The organism is Alterotamlana spongicola (assembly GCF_035818475.1).
GTDB lineage: Bacteria > Bacteroidota > Bacteroidia > Flavobacteriales > Flavobacteriaceae > Cognatitamlana.
Genome location: NZ_JAYMGV010000001.1, coordinates 899197 through 925056, shown reverse-complemented (window position 1 = coordinate 925056; position 25860 = coordinate 899197). Strand labels below are relative to the sequence as shown.

26 protein-coding genes are annotated in these 25860 nt (G+C 35.5%); 14 read left to right on the top strand and 12 right to left on the bottom strand.

Annotated elements, in window-relative coordinates; translation table 11 throughout:
* The first annotated feature begins 90 nt into the window (after positions 1 to 90).
* On the top strand, positions 91 to 390 hold the full coding sequence (locus tag VOI54_RS04075; RefSeq protein ID WP_326281443.1) for a GIY-YIG nuclease family protein: 300 nt from the start codon (positions 91 to 93) through the stop codon (positions 388 to 390).
* Positions 391 to 583: 193 nt separating this feature from the next.
* A complete protein-coding gene (locus VOI54_RS04070; protein ID WP_326281442.1) occupies positions 584 to 721 on the top strand; it encodes a GIY-YIG nuclease family protein in 138 nt (45 codons plus the stop codon).
* A gap of 172 nt (positions 722 to 893) precedes the next feature.
* Here the strand turns inward: VOI54_RS04070 and VOI54_RS04065 are convergent, their stop codons facing one another.
* Complete coding sequence (locus tag VOI54_RS04065) at positions 894 to 1484, bottom strand: carboxymuconolactone decarboxylase family protein (protein WP_326281441.1); 591 nt, start codon at positions 1482 to 1484, stop codon at positions 894 to 896.
* Between the two features lie 59 nt (positions 1485 to 1543).
* Between VOI54_RS04065 and VOI54_RS04060 the strand changes: the two genes are divergently transcribed.
* The 4 genes from VOI54_RS04060 to VOI54_RS04045 are packed head-to-tail and all read left to right on the top strand — an operon-like array spanning position 1544 to position 6842.
* A complete protein-coding gene (locus VOI54_RS04060) occupies positions 1544 to 1963 on the top strand; it encodes an OsmC family protein (protein ID WP_326281440.1) in 420 nt (139 codons plus the stop codon).
* Positions 1964 to 1966: 3 nt separating this feature from the next.
* Positions 1967 to 3874: a peptide-N-glycosidase F-related protein gene (locus VOI54_RS04055; RefSeq protein WP_326281439.1), complete on the top strand. Its 1908-nt coding sequence runs from the start codon at positions 1967 to 1969 to the stop codon at positions 3872 to 3874.
* 3 nt (positions 3875 to 3877) lie between these two features.
* Positions 3878 to 5572 carry a single-stranded-DNA-specific exonuclease RecJ gene (gene recJ / locus VOI54_RS04050; RefSeq protein WP_326281438.1) on the top strand — a complete coding sequence of 565 codons (1695 nt, stop codon included), beginning with the start codon at positions 3878 to 3880 and terminating at the stop codon, positions 5570 to 5572.
* Position 5573: 1 nt separating this feature from the next.
* On the top strand, positions 5574 to 6842 hold the full coding sequence (locus VOI54_RS04045; RefSeq protein ID WP_326281437.1) for an MFS transporter: 1269 nt from the start codon (positions 5574 to 5576) through the stop codon (positions 6840 to 6842).
* Here VOI54_RS04045 and VOI54_RS04040 read toward each other — a convergent pair.
* From VOI54_RS04040 to VOI54_RS04020, 5 genes are all read right to left on the bottom strand, one after another.
* Positions 6839 to 7591 carry a UDP-2,3-diacylglucosamine diphosphatase gene (locus tag VOI54_RS04040; protein WP_326281436.1) on the bottom strand — a complete coding sequence of 251 codons (753 nt, stop codon included), beginning with the start codon at positions 7589 to 7591 and terminating at the stop codon, positions 6839 to 6841. The genes VOI54_RS04045 and VOI54_RS04040 overlap by 4 nt on opposite strands.
* A 270-nt stretch (positions 7592 to 7861) precedes the next feature.
* The gene (locus tag VOI54_RS04035) at positions 7862 to 8317 is read right to left on the bottom strand and encodes a 6-pyruvoyl trahydropterin synthase family protein (RefSeq protein ID WP_326281435.1); all 456 of its coding nucleotides are present in this window, start codon (positions 8315 to 8317) and stop codon (positions 7862 to 7864) included.
* 110 nt (positions 8318 to 8427) lie between these two features.
* Positions 8428 to 8595, bottom strand: coding sequence for a hypothetical protein (locus VOI54_RS04030; protein ID WP_326281434.1), 168 nt, complete (start codon positions 8593 to 8595; stop codon positions 8428 to 8430).
* A gap of 52 nt (positions 8596 to 8647) precedes the next feature.
* Positions 8648 to 9982: an MATE family efflux transporter gene (locus tag VOI54_RS04025; RefSeq protein ID WP_326281433.1), complete on the bottom strand. Its 1335-nt coding sequence runs from the start codon at positions 9980 to 9982 to the stop codon at positions 8648 to 8650.
* Positions 9979 to 10479 (bottom strand): GNAT family N-acetyltransferase, encoded by a 501-nt coding sequence (locus VOI54_RS04020; RefSeq protein ID WP_326281432.1) that lies wholly within the window; start codon positions 10477 to 10479, stop codon positions 9979 to 9981. Before VOI54_RS04020 ends, VOI54_RS04025 begins: the two co-directional genes overlap by 4 nt.
* Positions 10480 to 10537: 58 nt before the next feature.
* On the opposite strand from VOI54_RS04020, the gene VOI54_RS04015 reads away from it, so the two are divergent.
* Positions 10538 to 11332, top strand: coding sequence for a universal stress protein (locus VOI54_RS04015; RefSeq protein WP_326281431.1), 795 nt, complete (start codon positions 10538 to 10540; stop codon positions 11330 to 11332).
* A 146-nt stretch (positions 11333 to 11478) separates the two neighbouring features.
* Here the strand turns inward: VOI54_RS04015 and VOI54_RS04010 are convergent, their stop codons facing one another.
* Positions 11479 to 12447, bottom strand: a complete 969-nt coding sequence (locus VOI54_RS04010; protein WP_326281430.1) for an HmuY family protein — start codon at positions 12445 to 12447, stop codon at positions 11479 to 11481.
* Positions 12448 to 12468: 21 nt separating this feature from the next.
* Complete coding sequence (locus tag VOI54_RS04005; protein WP_326281429.1) at positions 12469 to 14475, bottom strand: TonB-dependent receptor plug domain-containing protein; 2007 nt, start codon at positions 14473 to 14475, stop codon at positions 12469 to 12471.
* Between the two features lie 182 nt (positions 14476 to 14657).
* Between VOI54_RS04005 and VOI54_RS04000 the strand changes: the two genes are divergently transcribed.
* From VOI54_RS04000 to VOI54_RS03970, 7 genes are read left to right on the top strand one after another with little or no spacing between them, the layout of a single operon-like run.
* Positions 14658 to 15563 carry a DUF6607 family protein gene (locus VOI54_RS04000; protein WP_326281428.1) on the top strand — a complete coding sequence of 302 codons (906 nt, stop codon included), beginning with the start codon at positions 14658 to 14660 and terminating at the stop codon, positions 15561 to 15563.
* Between the two features lie 33 nt (positions 15564 to 15596).
* Positions 15597 to 18020 carry a TonB-dependent siderophore receptor gene (locus VOI54_RS03995; protein WP_326281427.1) on the top strand — a complete coding sequence of 808 codons (2424 nt, stop codon included), beginning with the start codon at positions 15597 to 15599 and terminating at the stop codon, positions 18018 to 18020.
* A 9-nt stretch (positions 18021 to 18029) separates the two neighbouring features.
* Positions 18030 to 19517 (top strand): ankyrin repeat domain-containing protein, encoded by a 1488-nt coding sequence (locus VOI54_RS03990; RefSeq protein ID WP_326281426.1) that lies wholly within the window; start codon positions 18030 to 18032, stop codon positions 19515 to 19517.
* Between the two features lie 3 nt (positions 19518 to 19520).
* Positions 19521 to 20018: a DUF2271 domain-containing protein gene (locus VOI54_RS03985; protein ID WP_326281425.1), complete on the top strand. Its 498-nt coding sequence runs from the start codon at positions 19521 to 19523 to the stop codon at positions 20016 to 20018.
* A 12-nt stretch (positions 20019 to 20030) separates the two neighbouring features.
* The gene (locus tag VOI54_RS03980; protein ID WP_326281424.1) at positions 20031 to 22223 is read left to right on the top strand and encodes a PepSY domain-containing protein; all 2193 of its coding nucleotides are present in this window, start codon (positions 20031 to 20033) and stop codon (positions 22221 to 22223) included.
* Between the two features lie 10 nt (positions 22224 to 22233).
* A complete protein-coding gene (locus VOI54_RS03975; RefSeq protein ID WP_326281423.1) occupies positions 22234 to 22590 on the top strand; it encodes a DUF6686 family protein in 357 nt (118 codons plus the stop codon).
* Positions 22591 to 22595: 5 nt separating this feature from the next.
* Entirely contained in the window at positions 22596 to 22955 is a 360-nt protein-coding gene (locus tag VOI54_RS03970; protein WP_326281422.1) for a hypothetical protein, read from the top strand.
* A 41-nt stretch (positions 22956 to 22996) separates the two neighbouring features.
* Here the strand turns inward: VOI54_RS03970 and VOI54_RS03965 are convergent, their stop codons facing one another.
* The 4 genes from VOI54_RS03965 to VOI54_RS03950 all read right to left on the bottom strand — a co-directional run bounded on the left by VOI54_RS03965 (position 22997) and on the right by VOI54_RS03950 (position 25705).
* A complete protein-coding gene (locus VOI54_RS03965; RefSeq protein WP_326281421.1) occupies positions 22997 to 24106 on the bottom strand; it encodes a Gfo/Idh/MocA family protein in 1110 nt (369 codons plus the stop codon).
* 53 nt (positions 24107 to 24159) lie between these two features.
* Positions 24160 to 24366: a GDCCVxC domain-containing (seleno)protein gene (locus VOI54_RS03960; protein ID WP_326281420.1), complete on the bottom strand. Its 207-nt coding sequence runs from the start codon at positions 24364 to 24366 to the stop codon at positions 24160 to 24162.
* 489 nt (positions 24367 to 24855) lie between these two features.
* Entirely contained in the window at positions 24856 to 25149 is a 294-nt protein-coding gene (locus VOI54_RS03955; protein WP_326281419.1) for a DUF1330 domain-containing protein, read from the bottom strand.
* 82 nt (positions 25150 to 25231) lie between these two features.
* Positions 25232 to 25705: a Crp/Fnr family transcriptional regulator gene (locus tag VOI54_RS03950; protein WP_326281418.1), complete on the bottom strand. Its 474-nt coding sequence runs from the start codon at positions 25703 to 25705 to the stop codon at positions 25232 to 25234.
* Between the last annotated feature and the right edge of the window lie 155 nt (positions 25706 to 25860).

Sequence of the window (25860 nt, the reverse complement as noted above, 5' to 3'; positions counted from 1 at the left end):
GTACTACTGTGCAGTCTGTTTAATAAAAAAATTCAAACCGAAAAGATTGCTTCGTTACACTCGCAATGACGGTAGTTATTATATTTATATATGAATAGGTCTTATGTGTACTTTATGGCTAATAAAAATAACACTGTTATTTATATTGGTGTAACTAGCCATTTGTTGAAACGTGTTTATCAGCATAAAACAAAAGTACACAAGGGCTTTACTGCGAAATACAATTGTAACAAATTGGTTTATTTTGAAGAGTTCTCAGATATCAATCAAGCTATAGCAAGAGAAAAGCAATTAAAATCTGGCAACAGAAAACGAAAAGAAGATTTAATAAATTCAATCAATCCAGATTGGAATGATTTGTCTGATGGGTGGTTATTTTATTTTGACTAACGTCATTACGAGGCGTTAGCGGCGAAGTAATCTTTTGATCAGGAGTTAATTTTAACAGATTGCTTCACTACGTTCGTAATGACCAGTTTTGGCACTTCGAGGGAGGTATAACTGTGTAGTCTGTTTAATAAAAAAATCAAACCGAAAGATTGCTTCGTTACACTCGCAATGACAGTAGTTATTATATTTATATATGAATAGGTCTTATGTGTACTTTATGGCTAATAAAAATAATACTGTTATTTATATTGGTGTAACTAGCAATTTGTTGAAACGTGTTTATCAGCATAAAACAAAATTTATTTTGACTAACGTCATTACGAGGCGTTAGCGACGAAGTAATCTTTTGATCAGGAGTTAATTTTAACAGATTGCTTCACTACGCTCGCAATGATCAGCTTTGTCAATGCGAGGGAGGTACAACTGTGTAGTCTGTTTAATAAAAAAAAATCAAATCGAAAGATTGCTTCGTTGCACTCGCAATGACGTTAAAAATCATGAATCTAGAGATGTTTCCCTTTTTCCCAACCATGTTTGCCAAGGTATTGCTCGCCACTTTCAACAGCACCATCTTCAATAGAAGTTCCCATAGAATCATTCCAACGGTTTAAGTACCCAAACAATGAAATCACACCAAGCATTTCCACAATCTCGCCTTCATTCCAATGTTCATATAAACGTTTTTTAATGTTTTCATCAATTGCATTTGGCACCTGAGAGGCGGCCAAACTAAAATCTAAAGCAGCCCGTTCCGCCTCGTTAAAAGCAGGGTGCGTTCTATAGTCCCAAATATTATCTAATTGTTCCTGCTCTGCGCCATAACGCTCTGCGGCCCTAATAGCGTGCGCCTGGCAATACCTACAACCTGTTGAGTTACTGGATACCCAGGCAATCATACGTTTTAGAGCAGAGGTCACTCTGCCCTCGTTAGCCATAACAGCTTTATTCAAGTTAATAAAGGCCTTACTAATAGCGGGACGCCGTTGCATAGTGAGTACAGAATTAGGGCAAAACCCCAGGGTTTCATTAAAAAATTCTGCTAATTCTTTGGTTTCTAAATCGTGATCAGCGGATAAAGGTGTTACTAAAGGCATATGTTATTTTTTTAAGTAGTATTTTTGAAACTACAATTAACAAAAAATAATTAATACCTATGGCAGTTCAAGTTAGCACAAAATGGTTGGGGGATATGCGATTTGAAAGTACAAATCCTTCGGGACATGATTTATTTATTGATGCAGGAGAAGAAAATGGAGGTAAAGGAGAAGGCTACAGACCCAAAGCTTTGATGTTATCCGGATTGGCCGGGTGTTCTGGCTTAGATGTGGCATCTTTAATAAAAAAAATGAAACTTGATGTTGATGATTTTACAATAGATATTGATGCTAATTTAACCGAAGAACATCCAAAATATTATGATAAGGTTAGCATGAACTTTCATTTTTACGGAGACAATCTAAATGAAAAGAAATTACAAAAGACGGTGGATTTATCTATTGATAAGTACTGCGGTGTTATGGAGATGTTTCGTCGGTTTGCTGATGTTGAAGTCAATATATTTTTTAACGAATAATTAATGAAGGCACTCTTAAATGCTATAATTTTTAGTGCAATTATAGCAAGTACAGCATACTCACAAGAAAAGAGCCATGTTATTTCTCATGATGGTGAAACTATTGTTACAAATCCTTCCAAAGGATCTAATAGTTATAAACGTTGGGTAGCCTTTCCTGAAAAAACAGCAAACATACGCAGCATTATATTAAACTTAAAGTTTCAGTGCCCGGACAGTATGCGCTGTGCAGATTGGGATTATCTGGATTATATAAAAGCGCGTCCTAAAAACGACTCCACAGTTTATGAAATTGCACGCATGTTAACACCCTATGGTGGTTTTTTTCAAAAGGACTGGGGCTTTGAATGGCGTGTTGATATTACTGATTTTAGTTTGATTCTAAGAGATGATGTTGAAATAGATTATATTCATACCGGTTACGAAGACAATAAAACAAGAGGTTGGAAAGTTACAGTAGATTTTGAAATTACCTATGGCACACCCGTTGCAAATCCCATTGCCGTTCATACCATTTATGACGGGCAATATAAATATGGATATAAAGACGACCCCATAGAAAACTATTTGGTTCCTATAACCATTAAAGCTCATGCTGAAACCAATTTTTCAAAGGTTAAAATTCATCAAACGGGTCATGGTATGGACGCCAATGGCTGTGGCGAATTTTGTAGTAAGTACCGAGATATTGTATTTAACGGTGCAGTAGTAGACCATAAAAATTTATGGATGGAGTGCGGTGATAATCCTTTGTTTCCACAAGCAGGTACCTGGATATTTGATCGTGCCAATTGGTGCCCCGGTTATTTGTTACAACCCGATGAAGTACTATTGAACACGCCCCCGGGGAAACCCTTTACGGTAGATATAAATATGGAACCTTATGACACTGAAAAACCAAGTGCCAACGAGCAGATATCTACTTACGTTATTGAGTATGCAAAACCTAATGCGAAAAATGATGTGACTTTGGTAGATATTATTCAGCCTTCAACACGTCAGGCACATCATAGAAAAAATCCTTTTGGTGGCTTACCTGTAATTCGTGTAAAAAACAATGGAGCTAATCCGTTGCAAAAAATGACAATAACCTATTTTTTAGAAGGTGATAAACCCAAAAAACACCAATGGACAGGGCATATTGATTTTGGTGATGAAGCTTTAATTGCGCTACCAACAGAAGTATTTAGTAAAAAGGAAACAGCACAATTTCATGTAATGTTAGACAGGCCTAACGGAAAAAAAGACGCCTTTAGCTCAGATAATACCTTGGAGTCTGTTTATGAGCGTCCCGATATATTACCTGAAACACTTATTGTATATTACAAAACCAATAACAAACCCCACCAAAATACTTATGCTATTCAAAATAGCTTTGGAGATGTTTTTTTTGAAAAAGACAGCACCAATATGAAGCCAAGGACCGTATATCAGGATACCATAAAACTTAAACCCGGCAATTATAACTTTAGATTTAATGATACAGCTGGTGATGGTTTGGAGTTTTGGTTTAAGGCAAAAGACGGCAGGGGTGAAGTAAAATTATTAGATTCGCTAGGGAGAGCTATAAAGCAGTTTAAATCAGATTTTGGCAGTCATATTAATTATAATTTTGCGGTGAGGAATGATATGGTTTACAGAACAGACCATACCGCTTTAGTAGCTGTTTTTCCAGCCAGGACCAATGGCCCTATAACATTAGATTATTTTTGCAATACTCCAGAAACTGTAAAGGTGCTTATTGTAGACCAGGAAAATGAATCTAAGGTTTTAGAAGAACATAGCTATCAAAATTTTAGTAAAGGCACTTTAAGTTATGATTTATCCTATCTTCCCAAAAACAGATACTATATTAAAGTGTATGTAAAAGAAAAGGAAATCTATAAAAACAGAATCCGGTTAAAAGAGTAGTACATGCGTTGGACTTTAAAACCTAAACCCTCAAAGGAAAAAGTTGAAGCCTTGCAAAAAGCACTTCAAATTGATGCTGTTTTGGCATCGTTGTTAGTACAAAGGGGAATTGATAATTTTGAAGCTGCTAAAAAGTTTTTCAGACCAAGTTTGGAAGATTTGCATGATCCGTTCTTAATGAAAGATATGGATAAGGCCGTGGCACGTATTGAAAAAGCTATTGCCAATAAGGAAAATATTTTGGTGTATGGAGATTATGATGTTGATGGTACAACATCAGTGGCATTATTATCGTCCTATTTAAAAACCAAGCATCATTTGGTTTACACCTACATCCCTAACAGATATGATGAGGGGTATGGCGTATCTTATAAAGGCATAAACTTTGCTTTAGAAAACGATTTCTCACTTATTATTACTTTAGATTGTGGTGTTAAGGCTATTGAAAAAGTAGCTTATGCTAAAAAACAGGGCATTGACTTTATTATTTGTGATCATCACAGGCCGGGAGATAATATCCCTGAGGCCGTTGCCGTTTTAGACCCTAAACGTCAGGATTGTCAGTACCCATACAAAGAACTTTGTGGCTGTGGTGTAGGATTTAAATTGGTTCAGGCTCTGGCCATTAGAGATGGAAAAACCATTGATGATCTGGTTGAATATTTAGATCTGGTTGCTACTGCAATTGGCGCAGATATTGTTCCTATAGATGGAGAAAACAGGATATTGGCCTATTTTGGATTGATGGTAATAAATACCAAACCAAGACCGGGAATTCAAGCTATTTTAGATCAGGTTGAAAAAAAGGAACTTACCATTACTGACGTGGTTTTTATTGTAGCACCCCGAATCAATGCCGCAGGGCGTATGAAACATGGCAACTACGCCGTAACCCTGCTCACTGAGGAAGAACCTCAAATGGCTGCTAACTATGCTTTAGAAATTAACAATTACAATTTAGACCGACGTGAAACAGATAGACAAATTACTGAAGAGGCACTTCAACAAATTGAAGACCAAAAAGAACAGAACCGCCTTACTACTGTTGTTTACCATGAAGATTGGCATAAAGGTGTTATTGGTATTGTGGCTTCAAGATTAACCGAAACGTATTATAGACCCACATTGGTTTTTACTAAAAGCGGTAATAAATTAGCGGCTTCTGCACGCTCGGTCAAAGGGTTTGATATTTACAATGCCTTAGAAGCCTGTAAAGCTCACATTGAGCAATTTGGCGGGCATAAATATGCAGCTGGTTTAACACTTGAGAAAGAAAATTATGAGGCGTTTAAACAAGCTTTTGAAGATGAAGTTACCAAAACTATTGATAGAAATTTATTGACTCCGGAAATTAAAATTGATGCTCAAATAACGTTAGACACTATTACGCCCAAATTTTATAGAATCTTAAAACAATTTGCGCCTTATGGGCCAAGTAATATGACACCTGTTTTTATGACAGATGACTTGATGGACACGGGTTATGGAAAATGTGTAGGTGCTGATAAAACTCATTTAAGATTAACCGCAACGCAACCAAATGCAGCCGGAAGATTTGTTTGTATAGGATTTGGTATGGGCGATAAAATTGAGATGATTTCCAACGGAAACTTATTTAAGGCCGTCTATTCTATTGATGAAAATGAGTGGCAAGGTCATGTTTCACTTCAATTAAAACTAAGGGATTTAAAAGCATAATATGCCCAAGAATGATCCGTATGCAGCGTTAAGAATAAGAGAGTTTAACATCTTTTTATTGGTTAGATTTGTTTTGGTGTTTGGCTGGTCAATGCAATTTATAGTTATAGAATGGCAGGTCTATACGTTGACAAAAGACCCCTTATATCTTGGAATTATAGGTTTAATGGAAATAATTCCAGCCTTTACCATGGCTCTTTTTGCAGGGCATATTGTTGACCAAAAGGAAAAACGAAATTTACTGGCTGTTTGCATTGCTGCCTTTTCATTAATTAGTTTAGGGTTGTTTTTTTTAACGTGGGACAAAGTAGTGGCCGGTTGGGAAATAAAAACTATTTTATATGCTATTTATGCTCTGGTGTTTTTTGGCGGTTTTTTACGTTCCTTTTTCGGACCAACCATATTTTCGTTAGTCGCATTAATTGTTCCCAAAAAAATATACCCCAATGCGGCTACGTGGAGTAGCAGTACATGGAAAGCCGCTGCCGTTTTAGGAGCTCTTTTTGGCGGGTTTTCTATACATTGGATAGGTGTAGACAAAACGCTATGCATCATTTTTATTTTAGTATTGATTGCATTGGGTATTTGTTTTCAAATAAAAAAGAAACCTATTTTAAACCCTAAAATTGGTGAACCTTTAAAGGAAAGTTTAAAGGTTGGTGTTAGGTTTGTGTTTAGCAATAAGGCTATTTTGGGAGCTTTAACTTTAGATATGATTGCTGTTTTGTTTGGCGGAACCGTGGCCTTACTATCGGTTTTTGCTCAAGATATATTAGAGGTTGGTTCTCAGGGTTTTGGTATTTTAAATGCCTCCATATCTTTAGGAAGTATATGTAGTATGTTTATGACCACTTATCTTCCTATTAGTAAAAATGCCGGCAAAAAATTGCTGGCTACTATTTTTGGTTTTGGCTTGTGCATTATTGCTTTTGGGCTTTCTAATATATTTTGGGTTAGTGTTTTGGCCTTGTTTTTAAGTGGTGCTACTGATGGGGTTTCCATGGTTATCAGGCAGACCATTTTACAGCTAAAAACCCCTGATGATATGAGAGGACGTGTATCGGCAGTAAATTCTATGTTTGTAGGTTCTTCAAATGAACTTGGAGCTTTTGAAAGTGGTGTGGCCGCAAAATTATTGGGCCCGGTAACGGCAGTGGTTTTTGGAGGCTGTATGACCTTATTGACCGTAATAACAGTTGGTGTGAAAAATCCGGTGCTTAGGGAATTGGATTTAACAAAGGATGTTGAAGCCCATGAACAAGAAGGTTAATACGTTTTCAACTCAAAAGTCTCTCCATCAAAAACACCATAAGTATAATAGGAAATCCAATCACCCAGATTGATGTATTTTGAGGTTTTGTTGAGGTCTATATTTAAGGGTAAATGCCTATGGCCAAACACAAAGTAATCCTGGTGTTTTTGTTCCAGTTTACGCTTGCAATATTGTACTAACCACTCATTATCTTCTCCTAAAAATTTAGCGTCTTCATCGCCCGAAATGAGTTTATTTTTAACGGAGAGGTGCTGGGCTAATTTAACACCCAAATCCGGGTGTAACCAACGGAACAACCATTTGCAAAACGGATTTGTAAAGACCTTTTTCATACGTTTATAACCTTTGTCTCCGGGGCCTAAACCATCACCGTGGCCTATAAAAAAGGTTTTGTTGTTAAATATGAACTCTTTAGGTTTATGGTATACCGGAATATTAAGTTCTTCTTCAAAATAACCATTCATCCAAAGGTCATGATTGCCCACAAAGTAATGGATTGGAATTCCGGAATCACTAATTTCTGCCAGCTTACCAAGGGTTCTGGTGAAGCCTTTGGGCACCACATATTTATAATCCATCCAGAAATCAAATAAATCACCAAGAAGAAAAATGGCTGCGGCATCATGTTTTATTTGATCCAGCCAAGCTACAAACTTCTTTTCACGGGGTAAGGAATCCGCTTTTGTGGGGGCTCCTAAATGATTATCTGAAGCGAAATATATTTTTTTGCCTTTTGGAATTTGCATGGTGTAAATATAGTATATTCCTATGAAGGCAGGAATCTCTTTGTTTGGGTTTTCAAATCTATATGGTCTTATTTTCTATATTGTTTGAATCCCAAGCGTTTATTTTTTGACCAATCATTTTCCGGAAAATGATTAATAGTATTATTGCGCTTAAAAGCTGGTTGACAGGTTGCGTTAGGGATTGAGGTCTTGTTGGAGCTCTTTTTGTGATGTTGCGCCTATGCAACACAAAAAAGCGACTACCGAAAGCCCGACCCCTGGGGTAACGCCCTAATTATTATCATATGAATACCATTCTGCAAATGAACTGTCCGTTTCCTGGAGTTTTAAAGAGTGCAGGGCGATATGCTTAGGTAATCGGGTCTTTATTTTTTTTGCAAAATCCAGAACCATCATCTCACTGGTGGGTTGATAATCAACAAGAAGCACATTGTGTCCCCGGTTTTCAAGTTCTTTGGCCAATTCTACATGCGGGGTGTTTTTATTAAAAACAGTGGCGTGGTCAAAGACATTAACAATCTCTTCTTTTACAATTTTCTTTAAATCACCAAAGTCTATAACCATACCGTACTTGACGTTGGAGGTGTCTGTAATGGGTTTTCCTATTACGGTAACTGATAGTTTGTAACTGTGACCATGCACGTTTTTACATTTTCCGTCATAACCGTAAAGCGCATGACCGGTTTCAAAAGAGAATTGTTTTGTGATGCGAATGTTATTTCCCATTATCTTCTTTTCCTTTTATTTACAATGTAAACAATGATTAGAACTAAAGCTAATAGTAGAAACAACCCGTTTCCGCTGATGAATGACATAATATCCATAATGATTGTTTATTAGTTTCTCTTTTTATTATATCTGTACATTAAATAAGCTAGTGCAACCAGCACAACAAAAGGGAGCATTGCACCTATAAACACCCCTATTTCATAACCTTTATCCGGTGCATTTTTAATTTTTTCTTCAATATTAACTTGTTGAAGGACTGCAATAACTGGATTCATACTAGTCTTTATGCTGTTTCTGCCATTTTAATTTAGAAATGGTAATACAAAGTTAATTGTTTTGTGCCAGCGGGATAAATATTTTTCTAAATTTTACAATTAAGGGGATGCCCCTGGCAATGATCCAGAATGTCATGGCTATAAATATGGCATGTAGTTTTAAATCTAAACTATCTAACCAAAACAGTACCGGAACAAAGACCAGAAAGGTTGAAAACAACAGCACATTTCTTAAGTATTTCATTTTACCAAGACCTTTAAATATACCGTCAAATATAAATGCCAGCGTACACAGTGGTTGCATGACCAGTACAATCCAAAAGGTATTGTAAAAAGCTTTGAGGACTTCCGGTTCTTTGGTGAAAATTTTCCCAATGGGATAATAGAACAAAGCTCCTGTACAACCCAAAATAATTCCAATGATAACACCATATTTAATAAGCTTATTACTTAAAGCTATTAGAACCTTATAAGCTTCCGCGCCAAATAGTTTCCCTGAAAGGATATTGCCTGCACTGGCATAACCATCAACTATGAAGGCTCCCAGAAACCATAAGTTAATGGCAATGGTATAGGCGGCAATATATTCAGCACCGTAGCTTGTAGCATATGCACTTGCAAAATATAAGGTTACGTTTAGCGCAATGGTTCTGACAAATAGATTGAGGATCATTAAAATAAACCGTTTGATTTCCGGATTAAAAGGAAAGCTGGGCTTTAACGGGATACTTGTTTTTTTTAAAAGAAAGTAAGCTGAAAACCCTGCCATTAATACTTGTGCAATTAAACTGGCATAGGCTGCACCTTCTATATACATAGGAGCGATATAACCGGGTATACCATACACTAAAACTACATCTAAAATAATATTTGATACAGTTCCTATTATGGCTATAATCATAGGATAATATGTGTTTTGTAACCCGCGGAATGCTCCAAACACTGCTATTGTAAACAAGGTAAATGGAAAACCCAGAACACGAATTTTATAGTAAATAACACTAAAATCCAATATTAAGCCTGAGGCATTATAAAGTTTAAATATTGGTTGTGCAATGGGATAAGTACTTGCAATAATAATAAGGCTTAATGAGGTAATTATTAAAATGGCCTGTGCCGGTAGGTTTTTAACCTTTTCTAATTTGTTTGCTCCAACATACTGAGATACTATGGATGAAATGGCACTTCTTGTTTGCCCCAGTACCCATACAAGCATAGATATAAATGTGGTAACAATACCAACAGCTGCTAAAGACGCTGTAGCGTTTACCTGGATATTTCCAACTATGGCTGCATCGGTTAATGATAATATAGGTTCTGATACTCCGGAAATTAGCGCCGGAATAGCAAGTTTATTGATATGTTTTAAGCTTATGCTGGTGGTCATAGCACTAATTCATAGCAATAAAACGGGTGTTCACTTTGCTTAGGAAAGTAAATATTGCCCAAACGCTGGTAACCGCGGCTTTCATAAAACTTTTGATTTCTTTTGTTTTGTGAAAACGTATCCAATCTCACAGATAGATAACCATTTTCAATAGCATGATTTTCAGCAAAACTCATAAGTTGTTGGGCATAACCTTTCCCCTGATATTTTGGATGAATTGCTAACCGGTGAATATAAACATTCTTGGTATTTGGGGTAAGCCATGAAATTGGATGATATTCTTCATCCATAAGGGTTGACACTGTGATACAACCTATTATGTGACCTTCAATTTCCAATACATAAAGTTCATTACGCTCAGCGTCCTCAAAAAAGGCATTTCTATTGGGATAATGAGCATTCCATTGGTGAATATGGATGCTTTCCATATGAACTGCACAAGCTTTTGTTATATCTAATATATTATCAATATCTGTAGTAGTTGCTTTACGAATCATTTAAATAATTTACTTTTGCCTCAAATTTATTGTAAATTTAGCTTTTAACTTTATAGATATGAAGAATATTTTAGTTCCGGTGGGGTCATCAAAGAATGCTATAAGTCATTTGCAGTATGCTGTTGATTTTGCAGAAGAATTTGGCGCCAAACTTTTTGTGGTACAAGTGTATAATGTTTATACTAAAGCGGGGACTATGGTTAAAGTAGACCAAATTATTGAACGGGAGAGTTTAGCATTTTTAAAGGGCTTAGTTTCTAAAATTGATACTAAAAGTGTTGATGTTATTGTTAGAACATTAAAGGGAAGCTTAATTAATACCCTTGAACTAGCCTGTAAAGCTGCTGATGTTGATTTAGTTTTAGTTGAGCCAAGAACAAATTCTATAAAGGACGAGGTGTATTTAGGAAAAACATCCGGGAAAATTATTAAGCAAATGGAAGTACCGGCGTTAATAGTGCCGGAGGGTTATAAGTTCTCTACGCCTTCCAATATATTAATGGCAGTAAAATCTGCAATTATTAAAAAGGAAAATGTTCTTCAGCCTCTTAAGGAAATAAAAGAAAAATTTAATACCTCTATTGATTTGTTGTTGGTAAAAACACCATTTTATAATGAGGGGGATTTTGATATAAATCATGACTTTAAAGAGGTTGTTAGACAAACCACGCAAACTGAAAATGCCACAACCTTTCAAGGAGTTTTAGAACATTTTCAATCCCATAGCCCGGATATGTTATGTGTTGTTAGAAGAAAAAGAGGTTTTTTTGCAAGGAAATGGGCTAAAAACACCATTCTTAAAAAAGACTTTTACAGTAAGATACCTGTATTGGTTTTAAGCGGGTTAAAATAGTTTTCAGCTTTTATTGTTGAGTAGTTCTTGCAAAAACAGGCCATTTAAAAAACTTTAAATGACCTGACTAAGGAATACGGTATGAAAACTAAATGTTTTCACAGCTATATAAAGTGACTAACTCAAACGATTCAAAACTGTTGTATTTAAAATGAAGTTACACCGTCATTAGGTTGGTACACATAATTAAAGGTATAGTATCTGGAATCCCCAGAGGTATCTGCATCTTTATAATAACTCAAAATCTCAATTTTAGCATACTTATTGTCCCGGGTCTTAAACACTAAAATTTTTCCGGCTATTGGAGCAATGAGGTGTGTTGGTGGCCCTGCATAATTATACCACCCGTTACCACTACCCGTAGGTATAGCATAACCGGATGAGGAATCTTGCACAAAGTTTTCTACTATAACGTTTTTGGCCTCATCAAATGTACTGTTAAGAATATATGCTGCTGCATCTCCATTTCTAGAAGGCTCATCTGTTGTTCCTAAAGATTCTCCGCCGTTAACAATAATAGAAGTTCCTCTAAAGGCAATATCCCAGTCTGTATCACTTGTTGTAGTTTGCCCGCTGGCGAAATCAAATTTTGTAAACTCACCGGAAACTGAAGGCGGGTTAGTTGTGTAATCTGATGATTGTGGCGCATGAAGATTTTCAATTTTACCTGATATTGGCAAATGCTTTATATAAGTGTTCCAGCCATGGTTTTCAGTATTATTGGCATCCGGTACGGGTTCTGATTTACCTGCTTCTAAGGATTTCACTTCTTTTTTATATAATGAAATTGTGTTTTCAGTGATGTTTTTAAAGAAAATTACATAATATGTAGTTTTGCTTTCTCTGTAACCCACCCATCTCATGTCATCAGTTGAGAAATATTCTTTGGCAGTATCATAGTTTGTTTGTGCAACTCCACCGGCTAAGTCATAATTGATTTTACTTTGGGATATGGTATAGGTAGCTCGTTGTGTCATACTTTGTACTTCAAAATCTCTGCTAAACGAGCCCTCAAATAAAATAGTGTCGTTTCCTGGTATAGGGCTGTCATCATTATCACAAGACATAAAGCCTATAAATATGGTCAATAATGTTAAAAGTTTGATAGTTTTCATAATAAATTGATGTATTAAATATTAAAATTGAATATTAAGTTTTCCGTAAATGAGAGTGCCGGGGATATTGCTGATGTTTTGAGTATCAGTGAAATCAAAAAGGTTATCCACCCCAAGCCCAATTTGATAATTATTAAACAAGGACTTATTTACCGCCAGATCTATAATGGCATAACCATTCACAAAATCATCATAAGTATCCAGGTAATTATTGCCATTGCTGTCAAATAAACCATATTGACTTCTATAGGTGCTTCTTATATTAAAATCTAAATTCCATTTTGGAATGGTATAAAAGAGCTTGAGGTTGGCCATATGTCTTGACCGGTTATAGAGGCCAAAGTAGTCGCCTTTTTTAAGTTTAAATGATGGTGAACCCTGGGTTTCTCTGGCAAAAATATAGCCGTTTTCAAACGCTTCAATAACATCCCTGTCTTTTGCAAATAATAACTGATATCCCCCGGCTATTTTGATATTTTGGTTGAACTTCCATATAGCATCAAACTCTAAACCTTCCGTATAAACCCGGTTGATATTGTAGTAGCTAAATACATTTTGCCCATTATTTTTATTGGCAATAATTCTGGTGTCAATTAAATTTGTAATGTGGTTTCTAAACAGGTTTACACCAAGTTTTAGCTGTGCTAAAGGATTATAATCCACACCTAAATTTATACTTATGGAGCTTTCCGGCTTGAGTTCCTGATTAAACTCTGAAACCGGAACAATAACATTGGCAATTTCTCCCTGAGTTTCTAATTGGGATATAACATCGGCAACTGCATTATACCCTACAACCGTATACCCTACGGTGGCATTGGTAAAATCAAAATACAGTTGCCTGAAATCCGGTGCTTTAAACCCATAGCCAACAGAACCCTTAACAGCAATTTTATCATTTAATGCATATCGAACTGCTGCTTTGGGACTAAATTGCGATGTATAAGCATTATGGCTATCAAAACGGGTACCAAGAATGACATTGAAGTTTTTAAAAATAGTACCATCATATTGCAGATAAATATATGGGGCGTTAAATTCAGGTTGTGTGCTAAAGTCTGTTCTGTCTAATGTTTCGTGGTTAAACCCCACACCGCCTATAAAACTATTAGTATCGTTGATATTATAGGTTGTCCTGACTTCCGGGCGTATTAAGGATTGTTTAAAATAGCTGTCGCTAAACCTATTACCATTGTTATCATCCAAATATTCATCTGCTTGATATTGCGTAGCGTAAAATTCAAAGTACCCACTCCATTTTTCGGAGGCTTTATGACTGAAAAGTAAATGTGTGTTCCATTCGTTAATATCACTTTGGCCACTTAAGGTTTCAGAAGCTACATAATCCTGGTTTTGTGTATAATACCGTCCGGAAATGATGGCATTTGTATAATCAGAAAGCTCATAAGCCAGTTTCAAATTTGCAGTTTGATTACTGAAAGGTTCAACAGTATTTAAGCTGTTTTCAGGATTTAAATCATAACCATGACTACTGTAGCGATTATAAAATGCAGTAAGACCTATTTTGTCTTTTTTATAATTAATGGCAGTACCCAAATCCTGGTTATTAAAAGTACCATGCCTGTAATTCACCTCACCGTTAAACCCTTTTTTAGGTGTATCTGTAATGATATTGATTACACCACCCAAGGCGTCACTTCCATAAAGACTGGATGACGCTCCTTTTACCACTTCAATTTGTTTGATATTACCAACTGTAATTCTGCTAATGTCTAAAGTACCCGCAGAGCGTCCTACAAGAGGCACACCATCAATAAGTATCAGTGTGTACTGAGAGTCCAAGCCCTGTAATTGAATCCCTTCTCCTCCTCCAAAATCAGGGACAGTAATTAAGCCCGTTTGCTCATTTAAAATATCATTTAGCCTTACGGAATTAGAACGCTTAATATCCTTCTTGGAAATAATTTGGGCAGGTAATGGCAGGGCGGATAATTGACGAATAGTTCTTGTAGCACTGATTATGACCTCATCTAAATCTTCAATTCCTATGGAGTCGTTTTCTTTCACCTTGTTTTTCTGGGCAGAAATGAGAGTGGAAAAAAAAATAAAAAAATAAACACTAAAATATTTTTTATTTAGAATCATTCTTAATTAAATTTGTCGCAAATATATACGTTATTTTTATTCAGTCTAAATAAGAATAGATAAATTTTTAAATTTTTTTAATCAATACAAACAAATCATTAAAAATGAAACAATTAGCAATTTTGCCATTATTAATCTTAGCATTTTCACTATACGGAAATGCCCAAAACAAAAGAAAACAAGATGCCGAAGCCATAAAAAAAATGTGTGGCTGTTATGAGGTAACCTTCAATTTTTCGGAAACCTTTAACTATAGCAAAGATTCGCTTTACAAGCCTTCTAAAACTAAAACAGACAAAGCTTTGGAATGGGCGCAATTGGTAGAAGATGATAAAAATAAAATATCAATTCAACACCTATTGCAAGTTGGAGATCCTTCAAAACCACATATCGTAAAGCATTGGCGTCAGGATTGGATATATCAGAACACCAATTTTTATAGGTTCAATGGAGATAATACCTGGAACTATAGCTCTAAACCCAAACAAGAGGTTAAAGGGCAATGGACCCAAAAAGTATATCAGGTAGATGACAGTCCCCGTTATGAAGGCTCAGCAACCTGGGTGCATGTAGATGGTAAAAGCTATTGGGAGAATACCACCGATGCGCCATTACCAAGACGGGAATATACTAAGCGCAGTGATTACAACATCACGGTTAGAGGCAACAGGCATGAAATTACAGATTATGGCTGGGTACATGATCAGGATAACTCAAAAGTGATTCGTGAAAGCGGAACAAAAGATATAGTGTTAGCCAAAGAAAAGGGCTATAATACCTATGTTAAAGTTGCTGATAGTAAATGTAAGGCTGCTCAGGACTGGTGGGAAGCAAATCAAGATAAATGGGCTTTAGTCAGAACAAAATGGTCTGATGTGTATGATAGAAATCAAAATCTGGCTTTACAAACTAAGGTTGATAATAAACAACTATATAAATACCTGTTTTCTGAAGGGTATACCAAAGCAGAAGATATTGGTAAAGTTATAGAGTCTTTTGTAATTGAATAAATCCAAAATAAACAATCAATCAAAATTTTAAAAATGAAAAGAATACTAGTCGTAGTATCAGCAATAATTTGTGTACATACAGCTTTTAGTCAGGCCACATTAAAAGGCATTGTAAAAAATAAATCAGAGGAAATTATTCCGTTTGCAACCGTTTATTTAGAGGGTACTCAATTAGGAACGTCTTCAAATGAGAATGGAATCTTTGTTATAGAAAATGTGCCTTTTGCCACATATAATATTATTGCAAGTGCTGTTGGATACTACCAAAACTCGCAAACTATTTCAGTTAATGGTAATATGGATACGATTGTGTTTTTATTAAGCAGTAATACCCAGTTAGAGGAAATAGAGCTTTTTGGTTCTAGGGAAAGGAGAGCAGAAAAACTGGAAACCTTAACCAGGTTACCTCTTGCGCCTAATGAACAATTACAAAGTATCTCTATTTTATCTCATACCTTAATTGATAAGCAAAATGCACTGAGCTTAAGAGACGTTACTAAAAACGTAGCTGGAGTTTACACGTTTGCTACTTACGGAAATATTAGAGAAAGTATGTCTTTGAGAGGCTATAGAGGAATCCCCATTTTAAAGAATGGCGTTAGAATCAATTCAGACTTTCGGGGTATTGGTGTTATTACTGATATGGCCGGTGTAGATAATATTCAGGTTTTAAAAGGAGTATCTGCCATTAGCCAGGGATTAGGAGGCGACCTTGGTTCTGCCGGGGGTGTGATAAATATAGTAACCAAAACTCCAAAATTTTATGAAGGCGGGGAGATCAGTCTAAGAGCCGGAAGTTATGGGCAAGTACGTCCAACATTTGACTTTTACGGACCGTTAGACAAAAATCAAACAGTGGCTTTTAGAGTAGCTGGTGCTTATGACAGAGCCGATAGTTATAGGAGTATAGTTAATTCTGAACGTTTTTATATCAATCCGTCGTTAACCTGGAAGCCTAACGACAAGACCAGTATTTATCTGGAAATGGATTTTACAGATGAAAGCATAACCCCGGATCAAGGCACAATAAACCTTGGAGATTATGCTACTAATGAGATATATAGACTTCCGAACGATAATTTTTTAGGCTTTGATTCTGATAGGCATAATTCAGTAAACGCGACCTATGCACTTAGGTTTGAAAGAGAAATTAGTGATAAATTAAGCGTTAAAGCAGGATTGTTTTCATCAGATCTGGAAACATATACAGAAACGTCATATGTATATCAAGGCGGGGGTAGAACTGGTTTGGATGAACTTCCGGGAGGACAAAGATATAGGGAGTATTATGCTAATGGCAGATCAGATAAAAATAGTGTGTTACAAATTGATTTATTAGGAAAGGATATTCAAACCGGAAAATTCAAACACACATTTCAGGTCGGTGTTGATTACAGAAACACTCAGTTTGATAATACCGCATATACCACAGCATATCCAACAGATGACCCTTATGTAGATATTATTGATGTATTACAACCTATAAACAATGTACTACCCAATGGTGTTAGCGTAGCAGTAAATCCGGATAGAGCAACAGGATCTAAAACCAAATCGTACGGGTTTACCATTCAGGATAAAATTACCTTAACAGAATGGGCAGATGTCTTTTTAGGGTTGCGTTATACCTCATTGGAGCGCACCAAAGGTAATTTTATTGGTAGGAGTTTAACAGGTTCAAAGCGCGATGATGCATTTAACCCTTTGGTAGGTTTTAACATTAAACCAATTAAAAATATTATCGTATTCGGGTCTTATGCCAGCAGTTCAAATCCTATGACTTCTTTTTACAGAGATATTGATGGTAATGAACTGGGAACAGAGCGCTGGGATCAGTTTGAAACAGGTATAAAATCTACCTGGTTGGATAATGCTTTGCGTTTTAATGTAACGTATTTCTTAACCTCGAGCAAAAATTTAAATATGGAGGCATTAGATACTAATGGAACCTCACTAGGGTATTATGTAAAGGGAGGGGAAGATACACGTAATGGTATTGAAGTTGAATTAATAGGTAGGGTGTTACCAAATTTAGAGCTTATAGCCGGATACTCCTATTTAGATGCTAAATATAAAGACCATGTAGATTACTATTTTAATTCCAGGCCACTAAATACACCAAAGCATACCGCTAACTTCTGGACACGATATAGTTTTAATAATTCTTTAGAGGGTTTGTCATTAGGAGCAGGGGTTTATTATTTAGGAGAAAGACCTCATAATGTTTGGTCAAGAAATTACACGCATACAGGAGTTGTTCCCGGAATAAAACCTTTTGATCTAAAAGCCTATACAACCGTAAACCTTCAATCATCGTATCAATTTAATTCGCAATTAAGCTTAGATGTATTTGTTAATAATGTGTTTAATGAATTAGGCTATAATGCCTATAGAACTGTGTATCTGAATAGAATAGCACCAGCCACTTTTGGAACCACATTACGTTATAAATTTTAAATAAGACCTATGAAAGCAATTCAATTTTTTATAGCAAGTATTTTAATGGTAAATACACTGCAAGCTCAATCTGAAAATATATTTTGGAACCGGGACTTTTGGGCTACGCACCCTACAATTGAGGTTATTGAGCAAAAGATATCAGAAGGTCATAGCGCAACAGCATTAAACCCATATGGGTTTGATGCTGTAGTCTATGCTATTCTGTCTAAAACTCCTAACAAAGTTGTAAAACACTTACTTTCTAAAAAAGGAAATGACAGTAATAAATTAACTCATGATAAAAGAACGTATGTGTTCTGGGCGGCATATAAAGACAATGTGGATTTAATGAAACATCTCATTGCTAAAAATGCTAAAATGGATTTAAAAGACTCTCATCATTTTTCGGTGTTAACTTTTGCAGCCGCTACCGGTGTAACAAACAGGGCTGTATACGATCTATGCATACAAAACGGTATTGACATTAAGACCGATAAAGACGAGCATGGTGCCAATGCCTTATTATTAATAGCACCGTTTTTAGAAGACGAATCGCTTATCAATTATTTTACATCAAAAGGTTTAAGCATTCACGATAAGGATAATGAGGGTAATGGTATTTTTAATTACGCTGCCAGAAAAGGGAATAAAAACTTTTTAAATATACTTATTAAAAACGGTGTTGATTATAAAGCTTTAAATAACACAGGTGGAAATGCATTCATTTTTGCCAGTCAGGGAACAAGAAGTACGTCGAATACCTTAAAGACCTATAAATATTTAGAAAAAATAGGTTTGGAACCAAACATTACTACAGATGATGGCTTTACGCCATTACATGCATTAGCCTATAAGAACACTGATCTTGAAATATTCGACTATTTTTTAAGCAAAGAGGTAGATGTTAATCAGCCGGATATAAATGGAGATACCCCGTTTATTAATGCAGCCTCTGGTAATAGTTTGGAACGTATTGAATACTTGGCGCATCATGTCAAAAATTTTAATGTGCAGAATAAAAAAGGGATATCCCCATTGATGAAAGCTGTAGAAAGTAACAACAGTAAAGTTGTGGCCTTTCTATTAAAAAAAGGCGCAAATCCTTTAGCTACAGATGCTCAGGGGAATGCCCTAGTCTATTATTTATTAGAATCTTACAACTCTAAAGATATAAATGACTTTGATGAAAAATTTAGACTCCTTCAAAACAATAATGTAGATTTTAAAGGCCTTCAAGCTAACGGGAATACCCTTTGGCACTTAGCGGTTAAGCAAAATAATGTTGACTTATTAGAGCAAATAGCAAAGCTTAAAACTCTGGTGAATAAAAAGAATAATGAAGGCTATACACCGCTGCATTTAGCTGCTATGAAAGCTAAAAACGCCACAATTCTGGAATACTTGATTTCAGTTGGAGCTGATAAAACCGTTAAAACAGATTTTGATGAGTCTGTATATGATTTAGCTAATGAAAATGAGCAATTAGAAGAAACAAATATTAATTTTTTAAAATAAGAAATGAAAAATACAATCGCTTTTAAATTAGTACCCATACTGTGTGTAACCGTATTTGTTTTATTGGGATTTAAAGGGAAACCGGTTGAGGTATCATCATATAAATGTATGATACAAATGACTAACTACTCAGGTGAAGGAGCTTATATTGTGATTTCACTGCTAAACCCTCAGGGAGATTATGAAAGCACTCTATATGTTCAGGGTGATGATGACGAGTGGTATTCAGATATTATTGACTGGTGGCAATTTCATGGCAAAGTACGAACAAACATTGATGCCATTACGGGAGCCACCATTAGTGGCGGTGAACGTACTATTTCAGTTATTCAAATTCCAAATGATAAGATAGATACAGGGTATAAAATTCGCTTTGAATCGGCAGTTGAAGACCAGGAATATTACAGAGATGATGTAGCGTTTGAATTAACTTCAGCATCAGTAAAAAGTAAAGTTGAAGGAACTGGTTTTATACGTTATGTGCGTATGATGCCCCAATAATACCGAATTAAAATGACCGTTTCTATATGGAGGTATAGTCATTTGCTATTGGCTATCTCTTCTTCTGTTTTCATATTGCTGGCAACACTTACAGGCCTAGTTTTAGCATTTGAACCTATTTCAAATCAGCTAAAGCCATATGCTGTTGAAGATGCCGGTACATTGTCCTTATCAAAAACTATTGAACATTTAAAAGCAGAATATGATGAAGTTATCAGTATAGAAATTGATAAAAATGATTTTGTAATAGCTTCTGTAGTCACAAAAAAAGGAAAAAACGAAACCTTTTACATTAATCCGTTTACGGCAAAAAAGATTGGAGATATTATTGAAAAAGCACCGGTTTTTAAGTTCGCAACCAATCTGCACAGATCACTGTTTTTAAAATCTACAGGTAGGGCCATAGTAGGATTTGTCTCTTTTGTGTTATTATTAATGGCGGTTACAGGAATCTGTTTAATTATAAAACGACAAGGGGGGCTCAAGTATTTCTTCTCTAAGGTTATTAAAGAAGATTCTGCACCATACTACCATACGGTAATTGGGAGGCTTGCTTTAATCCCATTGATTATTGTTACTATTACAGGTATTTATCTGTCTCTGGAAAAGTTTTCATTATTGCCTCCGGATAAGACGATATCAGTTTTGAAAGATGTGGACTTAGATGAAATCTCAAAAAAGAATGGCGTTGACATCAATCTTTTTCAATCAATCACTTTAAATGATATAAAACACCTTGAGTTTCCTTTTTCTGAGGATATAGAGGATTACTTTGTTTTAAAATTAAAAGACAAAGCATTACAGGTAAATCAATATAGCGGAGCAATAGTTAGTGAAAAGAAAACGGGTTGGGTAGCATTGGTTTCCGGTTGGAGTATGATGCTGCACACGGGGCAAGGTTCTATATTTTGGTCTGTTGTTTTGTTATTAACGTGTCTTGCCTTGTTGTTCTTTATATACTCAGGATTTGCCATGGCCCTGTATCGTAAAAAGAACAGCATAAAAATCAAAAATAAGTTTAATAAGGATAGTGCCGAATATATCATTTTAATTGGTTCGGAAACTGGAAGTACGTTTAAGTTTGCAAAGACATTGTATGATGCTTTGATTACACAAGGGAAATCAGTTTTTGTATCTGAGTTAAATAGTTATACACACTATAAACAGGCAAAGCATTTGGTAGTATTTACATCAACCTATGGAAATGGAGAAGCACCGGTAAACGCAACGCATTTTGAAAAATTGGTCCATATAGTTTCACAATCAAATACGCTACAATACTCGGTAGTCGGGTTTGGTTCTTTAGCCTATAAAAGCTATTGTCAATACGCTATAATAGTTGATGCCCTGTTACAAATGCATCACAAGTTTGTTCCTGATCTCAAACTTCATAAAATACATAATCAATCTTTTGATGCTTTTAAAAGTTGGATTAAGAATTGGGAAAAAAGTAAGGGCTTAAACTTACAGGTTAAAAATTCAGTGCAAGTCCTCAATTCAAAGCCCCTAAAATTATTTAGGGTGGTATCCCGATCTGAGATTAATACTGATAATTCCTTTTTGGTAGCGCTGGAACCTGCCCAAAAAGTCAAGTTTACCTCAGGGGATTTACTGAGTGTTTTTCCTAAAGAAGATCCGGTAGAACGGTTGTATTCTATTGGAAAGGTCCATAATAATATACTGCTAAGTATTAAAAAACACGAATTTGGAGTATGCTCAAAATACCTTAATGAACTTAAAATAGGCGATATGATTTTAGCTGATATAAAACCTAATAGTCATTTTCATTTTCCAGCTTCAGCAAAAGAAGTTATAATGATAGCCAATGGCACCGGCCTGGCACCTTTTTTAGGAATGATTAATAATGAGACTATTCACCATACCAAAACTTATTTGTTTTGGGGCGGGCGGACCAAAGCGTCCTATCAAATGTATTCAAAGTTAATAGATAAGGCGTTTTATGAAAGAAAGTTGTCAGGGATATATTTAAGTTTTTCTAGGGAAGAAAGCCAAAAAAAGTATGTCCAAAATGCTTTAGCTGAAAAAGAAGATTTGATTACTCGTGTGCTTCAGAATAACGGAATCATTATGATTTGTGGGTCTTTAGCCATGCAAAAAGGAGTTAAGGAGACATTAGGATCAATCTCGGTGTCTAAGCTGGGAATCCCTTTGAATATGAATCAAATAAAATCAGATTGTTACTAAACATAATGCGATGTGCCATAATGTAAAAACCTTATCAAAAGTAAAGTGTGGAGAACTGTCTCTATGCTGTCAATGTAGTATTTACCATCTTGAGTTTAATAATATTTACCTGGAATTCAACAGCAATGCGTTTGAGCAATTTAAAACTTATGTTTTGGATATAGACATGGACTATTGGGAGTGTAAATATGCGTCATCAAGAATAAAAAGAAAAATTCCTATCCCATCAATGCAGCAAAACCTTGTGTTAGTGTTTATACGGGAAGAGATAAGAGAATTACAACGGTTACTTAGCACGTCTGTTACAGAGGTGTTCAACCTTTATTTAAATAGTAATGATATTGATTATAAACTCATTTTAAATTAGAGATTATGGATGATATAAACACCATTTATTATAATGACTTTGGAATTGCTTTTCAATGGAAACGTTGTGCTGCAAGAGACTTAAGTAAAGTGCAATTGATTTTTAGAAATACAGGTCTTTTTTTAAGTAAAGAGGAGCTTGTAAGGTTTTGTAAAAATATTAAAGCGGCATTCAATAACCCCGATGCCTATTTTTGTAAACAGGATTCAAATTACAAAACGGTATTATTACAAGCTCCAAATACACAAACCTCTTTTGTTATGACCTTAGAAGAGCTTAAAAATATTTCTGATTTAGTAGAAGGCACTGTTTTTCAATTAGGGTTAGATACCCTTTTAGAAAAACAAAAGGTTGATTATAATTGAATAATTATGGTAGGGGGGTATTTAACCCGGTTCTTTGTTGGCTAGTTATTTTTAGTTTTAACCGTTTTATCATTCCTGGCACTTTTAACGGCTGCATCCAAAACTTCCATGACCACCATATTATTTTCTAAAGAGGATAAATCAAACGGTTCAAGTGTTATTTCATTTTTAATAACTGCGGCAAACAGAGCAAAGGGATCATTGAATGGTGTGTTTCGTTCTTTTAGTGTATAGGTGCTTTCCTCAAAGCCATCATAGCCCTTGGAATAGCGTATGCGAAAGTTGTGTCTATTATCCGCATAAATCACTCCTTTTAAGCCGTAGATCTCCATGTCCTTTCTGCCAATTGGCCAGTCCCAGGAAGCCTGAATAACGGCATTGGCATTTTGATACTTTAAAATTATGGTTGCGTCATCATCAACTAACGGATTATTTTCTGGTTGCAATTGTTGCGTTACAGCTGTCACCGTAAGTGGTTTTTCGCCCTTCATTAACCAAGTCATTAAATTTATACCGTAACAACCAAAATCTGTAATTGCACCACCACCATTCTCATTTGGGTTAATTAACCATTCCAAAAATTCTTTGTTGACCCCTATTTTTTTAGGGCCCTTATGCCCATCCCGTATAATAACTTTTTTAATAGGCCCTATAGAATCTTTCATTAAAAATTCATAAGCTTTATGATTAGTAGGGTACCATGTGGTTTCATAATTTGTAAGTAGATGGATGTTGTGTTTTTTTGCCAGTAACTCCATTTTTTTTGCGTGTTCCAGGCTTACCGCTAAAGGTTTTTCAACCATTACATGAATACCCAGAGGAGCTGCTTTTTCAACAACTTCTAAATGGCCCTTGATGGTGCCAAATGCGCAAACAGCCTCCGGAGATGTGGCTTCAATCATTTCATCCATAGTATCATAACGCATACTCATAGAAAACCCATACTGTTCAGCATATCGCAATGCCAGACCCTTATTGGGTTCAACTATACCAACAATCTTGATATCTCCATTTTTTTCACTGCCAAATATCCAATGCACATGGGTGTGTGTAAGTCCGATCACTCCAATTTTAACAGGGTTGTTTTGAGCTACAATGGTAATGGGTATTAGAACTAACAGCGCATAAAGAAGCATTTTCATTTGTTTCATATGTAATTATTTTAATGGGATATAATTACCACCAGCGGTTCGGTTTTTATGTTTCAGCAACATTTATTGTCTTTTTGAATTGGAGGACATTTTACACTTCCATAACTACAATACACACAACAATCTCCTTGTTGCGGTTTTAAGACAGTCTTGCATTTTTCACATTCGTAAAAAAATTGGCAAGCATTTGTTGGCATTGTTTCGTCTTTTTTGTGTCCACAATTGGGGCAAGTGATGGTTGATTGCAGTATGACTTCCATTTTATTTTTCCTTTTTAACTGTTACAGAATACTCTGTTCTGTGTACTGCTTGTTCGATTTCTGCAATGTTAGTTTTGGAGTTATCAAATTCCAGATTAAGTTCCGTTTTCGTGTATGGTTTCGTTGCTGAAAATCCGTGTAGGGTTTTCTTAGAAGGAATAGACACTCGACTAAGTTACAAAGATTCACTTAAACAACTAACCATACAATAGATGATATACAGTATTGCCAAATGCTTCTTATTATCTGTTATTTTTTTGAGATTCTAATACGATTTACTTATTCTTAACTTCATCATTAAATTTTAATACATAACTCACAGTACAATCACCTCCATAAATATTATTTCCTGAAGGCAAATACATATATTTGGTGGATTTTATAAATACAAAAGGGCGTTTGGTATTAAACCTAACGCCCTATGTTTTTATGCATTGTAAGATGCCGTTTTTCCTTTTCTATTTAGAAAAACCTTCTGTGATTCATGGCTTAAAAACCTCTTTCAAGAATGATAGAATCACTTTCACTGACCTTTTGTCGCCAAGCTTTGATAGCTTGATAATCTGGGTCATTGTAAAACCCTTCAGCAGCTTGCTTTGTTGGAAACTCCACAATAACCACACGCCCATCAGGTAGAGCCCCTTCAATAGTTGAAGGATTTTCATCAACTGCTACGGTTACACCACCGTGGCGTTCTACTATAGGAACCGCCTTCTCAATATATTCTCGATTAAAGGTTTCTAAATCGTTTACTCGAACGAATGCTAACATATACGCTTTCATAATATTTATTTTAATGATTAATACTGATACAAAAGTATCTTGAGGATAATCCCTGTGCATTAATAAATATTAAGAAATGGAGTTAGTGAGACGCTCTTAGTTTATCTCCTTTTGCTTTACTTAGAGCTTCAGGAGTAATTCCTAAATATGAAGCAATCATTCTTTGAGGAACTCTCTGTGTTAAATTGGGGTAAGTTTCAATAAAGTGTTCGTAACGTTGTAGTCCAGAATAGCTCATTAGCATAATTACTCGTCTTTGAAGAACTAACATACGTTTTGCTATAGCTGGTGCATTTGGAGAAATTTGGTTCAAATCTTTTTCTCTTACCTTGACAGTTGAGTCTTCAAGAGCCTCAATGAAGAATTCACACGGTTCATTTGTCTGAACAGCATCAGCTATAATCCAACCTTCAGGTGCAAACATAAATATATGTTCTTTTCCCTTTTGATCTATTGTATAGCTTCGAAGTAAGCCTTTAATAACCTCATAAACTTTGCCATTTAAGTCTCCTTCGTTCTGTAAAATGTGCCCTTTTTTTATTTCAATGGTTTTCACTTTCTCAAGGCTTTGTTAATGGTATGCAACGTTGTTGTATAAGATTAGTTGCGTGTTTTAAGCACTTAATTTAACAAATACAAACCGAATAGAAAACCCACGAGGATTTTCGTAAGTAGGCTTGCGCCAGCAATTAATTTTATACGGTGTTGCCA

Bases quoted from the DNA above. Each gene is read 5' to 3' on its own strand.
- VOI54_RS04040 (WP_326281436.1), bottom strand. From the start codon at position 7,591: ATGCAAATTCCAAAAGGCAAAAAAATATATTTCGCTTCAGATAATCAT.
- VOI54_RS04025 (WP_326281433.1), bottom strand. From the start codon at position 9,982: ATGACCACCAGCATAAGCTTAAAACATATCAATAAACTTGCTATTCCG.
- VOI54_RS04010 (WP_326281430.1), bottom strand. From the start codon at position 12,447: ATGAAAACTATCAAACTTTTAACATTATTGACCATATTTATAGGCTTT.
- VOI54_RS04020 (WP_326281432.1), bottom strand. From the start codon at position 10,479: ATGATTCGTAAAGCAACTACTACAGATATTGATAATATATTAGATATA.
- VOI54_RS04035 (WP_326281435.1), bottom strand. From the start codon at position 8,317: ATGGGAAATAACATTCGCATCACAAAACAATTCTCTTTTGAAACCGGT.
- recJ (WP_326281438.1), top strand. From the start codon at position 3,878: ATGCGTTGGACTTTAAAACCTAAACCCTCAAAGGAAAAAGTTGAAGCC.
- VOI54_RS03965 (WP_326281421.1), bottom strand. From the start codon at position 24,106: ATGAAACAAATGAAAATGCTTCTTTATGCGCTGTTAGTTCTAATACCC.
- VOI54_RS04075 (WP_326281443.1), top strand. From the start codon at position 91: ATGAATAGGTCTTATGTGTACTTTATGGCTAATAAAAATAACACTGTT.
- VOI54_RS04055 (WP_326281439.1), top strand. From the start codon at position 1,967: ATGAAGGCACTCTTAAATGCTATAATTTTTAGTGCAATTATAGCAAGT.
- VOI54_RS04065 (WP_326281441.1), bottom strand. From the start codon at position 1,484: ATGCCTTTAGTAACACCTTTATCCGCTGATCACGATTTAGAAACCAAA.
- VOI54_RS03995 (WP_326281427.1), top strand. From the start codon at position 15,597: ATGAAAAGAATACTAGTCGTAGTATCAGCAATAATTTGTGTACATACA.
- VOI54_RS04060 (WP_326281440.1), top strand. From the start codon at position 1,544: ATGGCAGTTCAAGTTAGCACAAAATGGTTGGGGGATATGCGATTTGAA.
- VOI54_RS04070 (WP_326281442.1), top strand. From the start codon at position 584: ATGAATAGGTCTTATGTGTACTTTATGGCTAATAAAAATAATACTGTT.
- VOI54_RS03960 (WP_326281420.1), bottom strand. From the start codon at position 24,366: ATGGAAGTCATACTGCAATCAACCATCACTTGCCCCAATTGTGGACAC.
- VOI54_RS03990 (WP_326281426.1), top strand. From the start codon at position 18,030: ATGAAAGCAATTCAATTTTTTATAGCAAGTATTTTAATGGTAAATACA.
- VOI54_RS04015 (WP_326281431.1), top strand. From the start codon at position 10,538: ATGAAGAATATTTTAGTTCCGGTGGGGTCATCAAAGAATGCTATAAGT.
- VOI54_RS03980 (WP_326281424.1), top strand. From the start codon at position 20,031: ATGACCGTTTCTATATGGAGGTATAGTCATTTGCTATTGGCTATCTCT.
- VOI54_RS03975 (WP_326281423.1), top strand. From the start codon at position 22,234: ATGTGCCATAATGTAAAAACCTTATCAAAAGTAAAGTGTGGAGAACTG.
- VOI54_RS03985 (WP_326281425.1), top strand. From the start codon at position 19,521: ATGAAAAATACAATCGCTTTTAAATTAGTACCCATACTGTGTGTAACC.
- VOI54_RS04000 (WP_326281428.1), top strand. From the start codon at position 14,658: ATGAAACAATTAGCAATTTTGCCATTATTAATCTTAGCATTTTCACTA.
- VOI54_RS04045 (WP_326281437.1), top strand. From the start codon at position 5,574: ATGCCCAAGAATGATCCGTATGCAGCGTTAAGAATAAGAGAGTTTAAC.
- VOI54_RS04030 (WP_326281434.1), bottom strand. From the start codon at position 8,595: ATGAATCCAGTTATTGCAGTCCTTCAACAAGTTAATATTGAAGAAAAA.
- VOI54_RS03970 (WP_326281422.1), top strand. From the start codon at position 22,596: ATGGATGATATAAACACCATTTATTATAATGACTTTGGAATTGCTTTT.
- VOI54_RS03955 (WP_326281419.1), bottom strand. From the start codon at position 25,149: ATGAAAGCGTATATGTTAGCATTCGTTCGAGTAAACGATTTAGAAACC.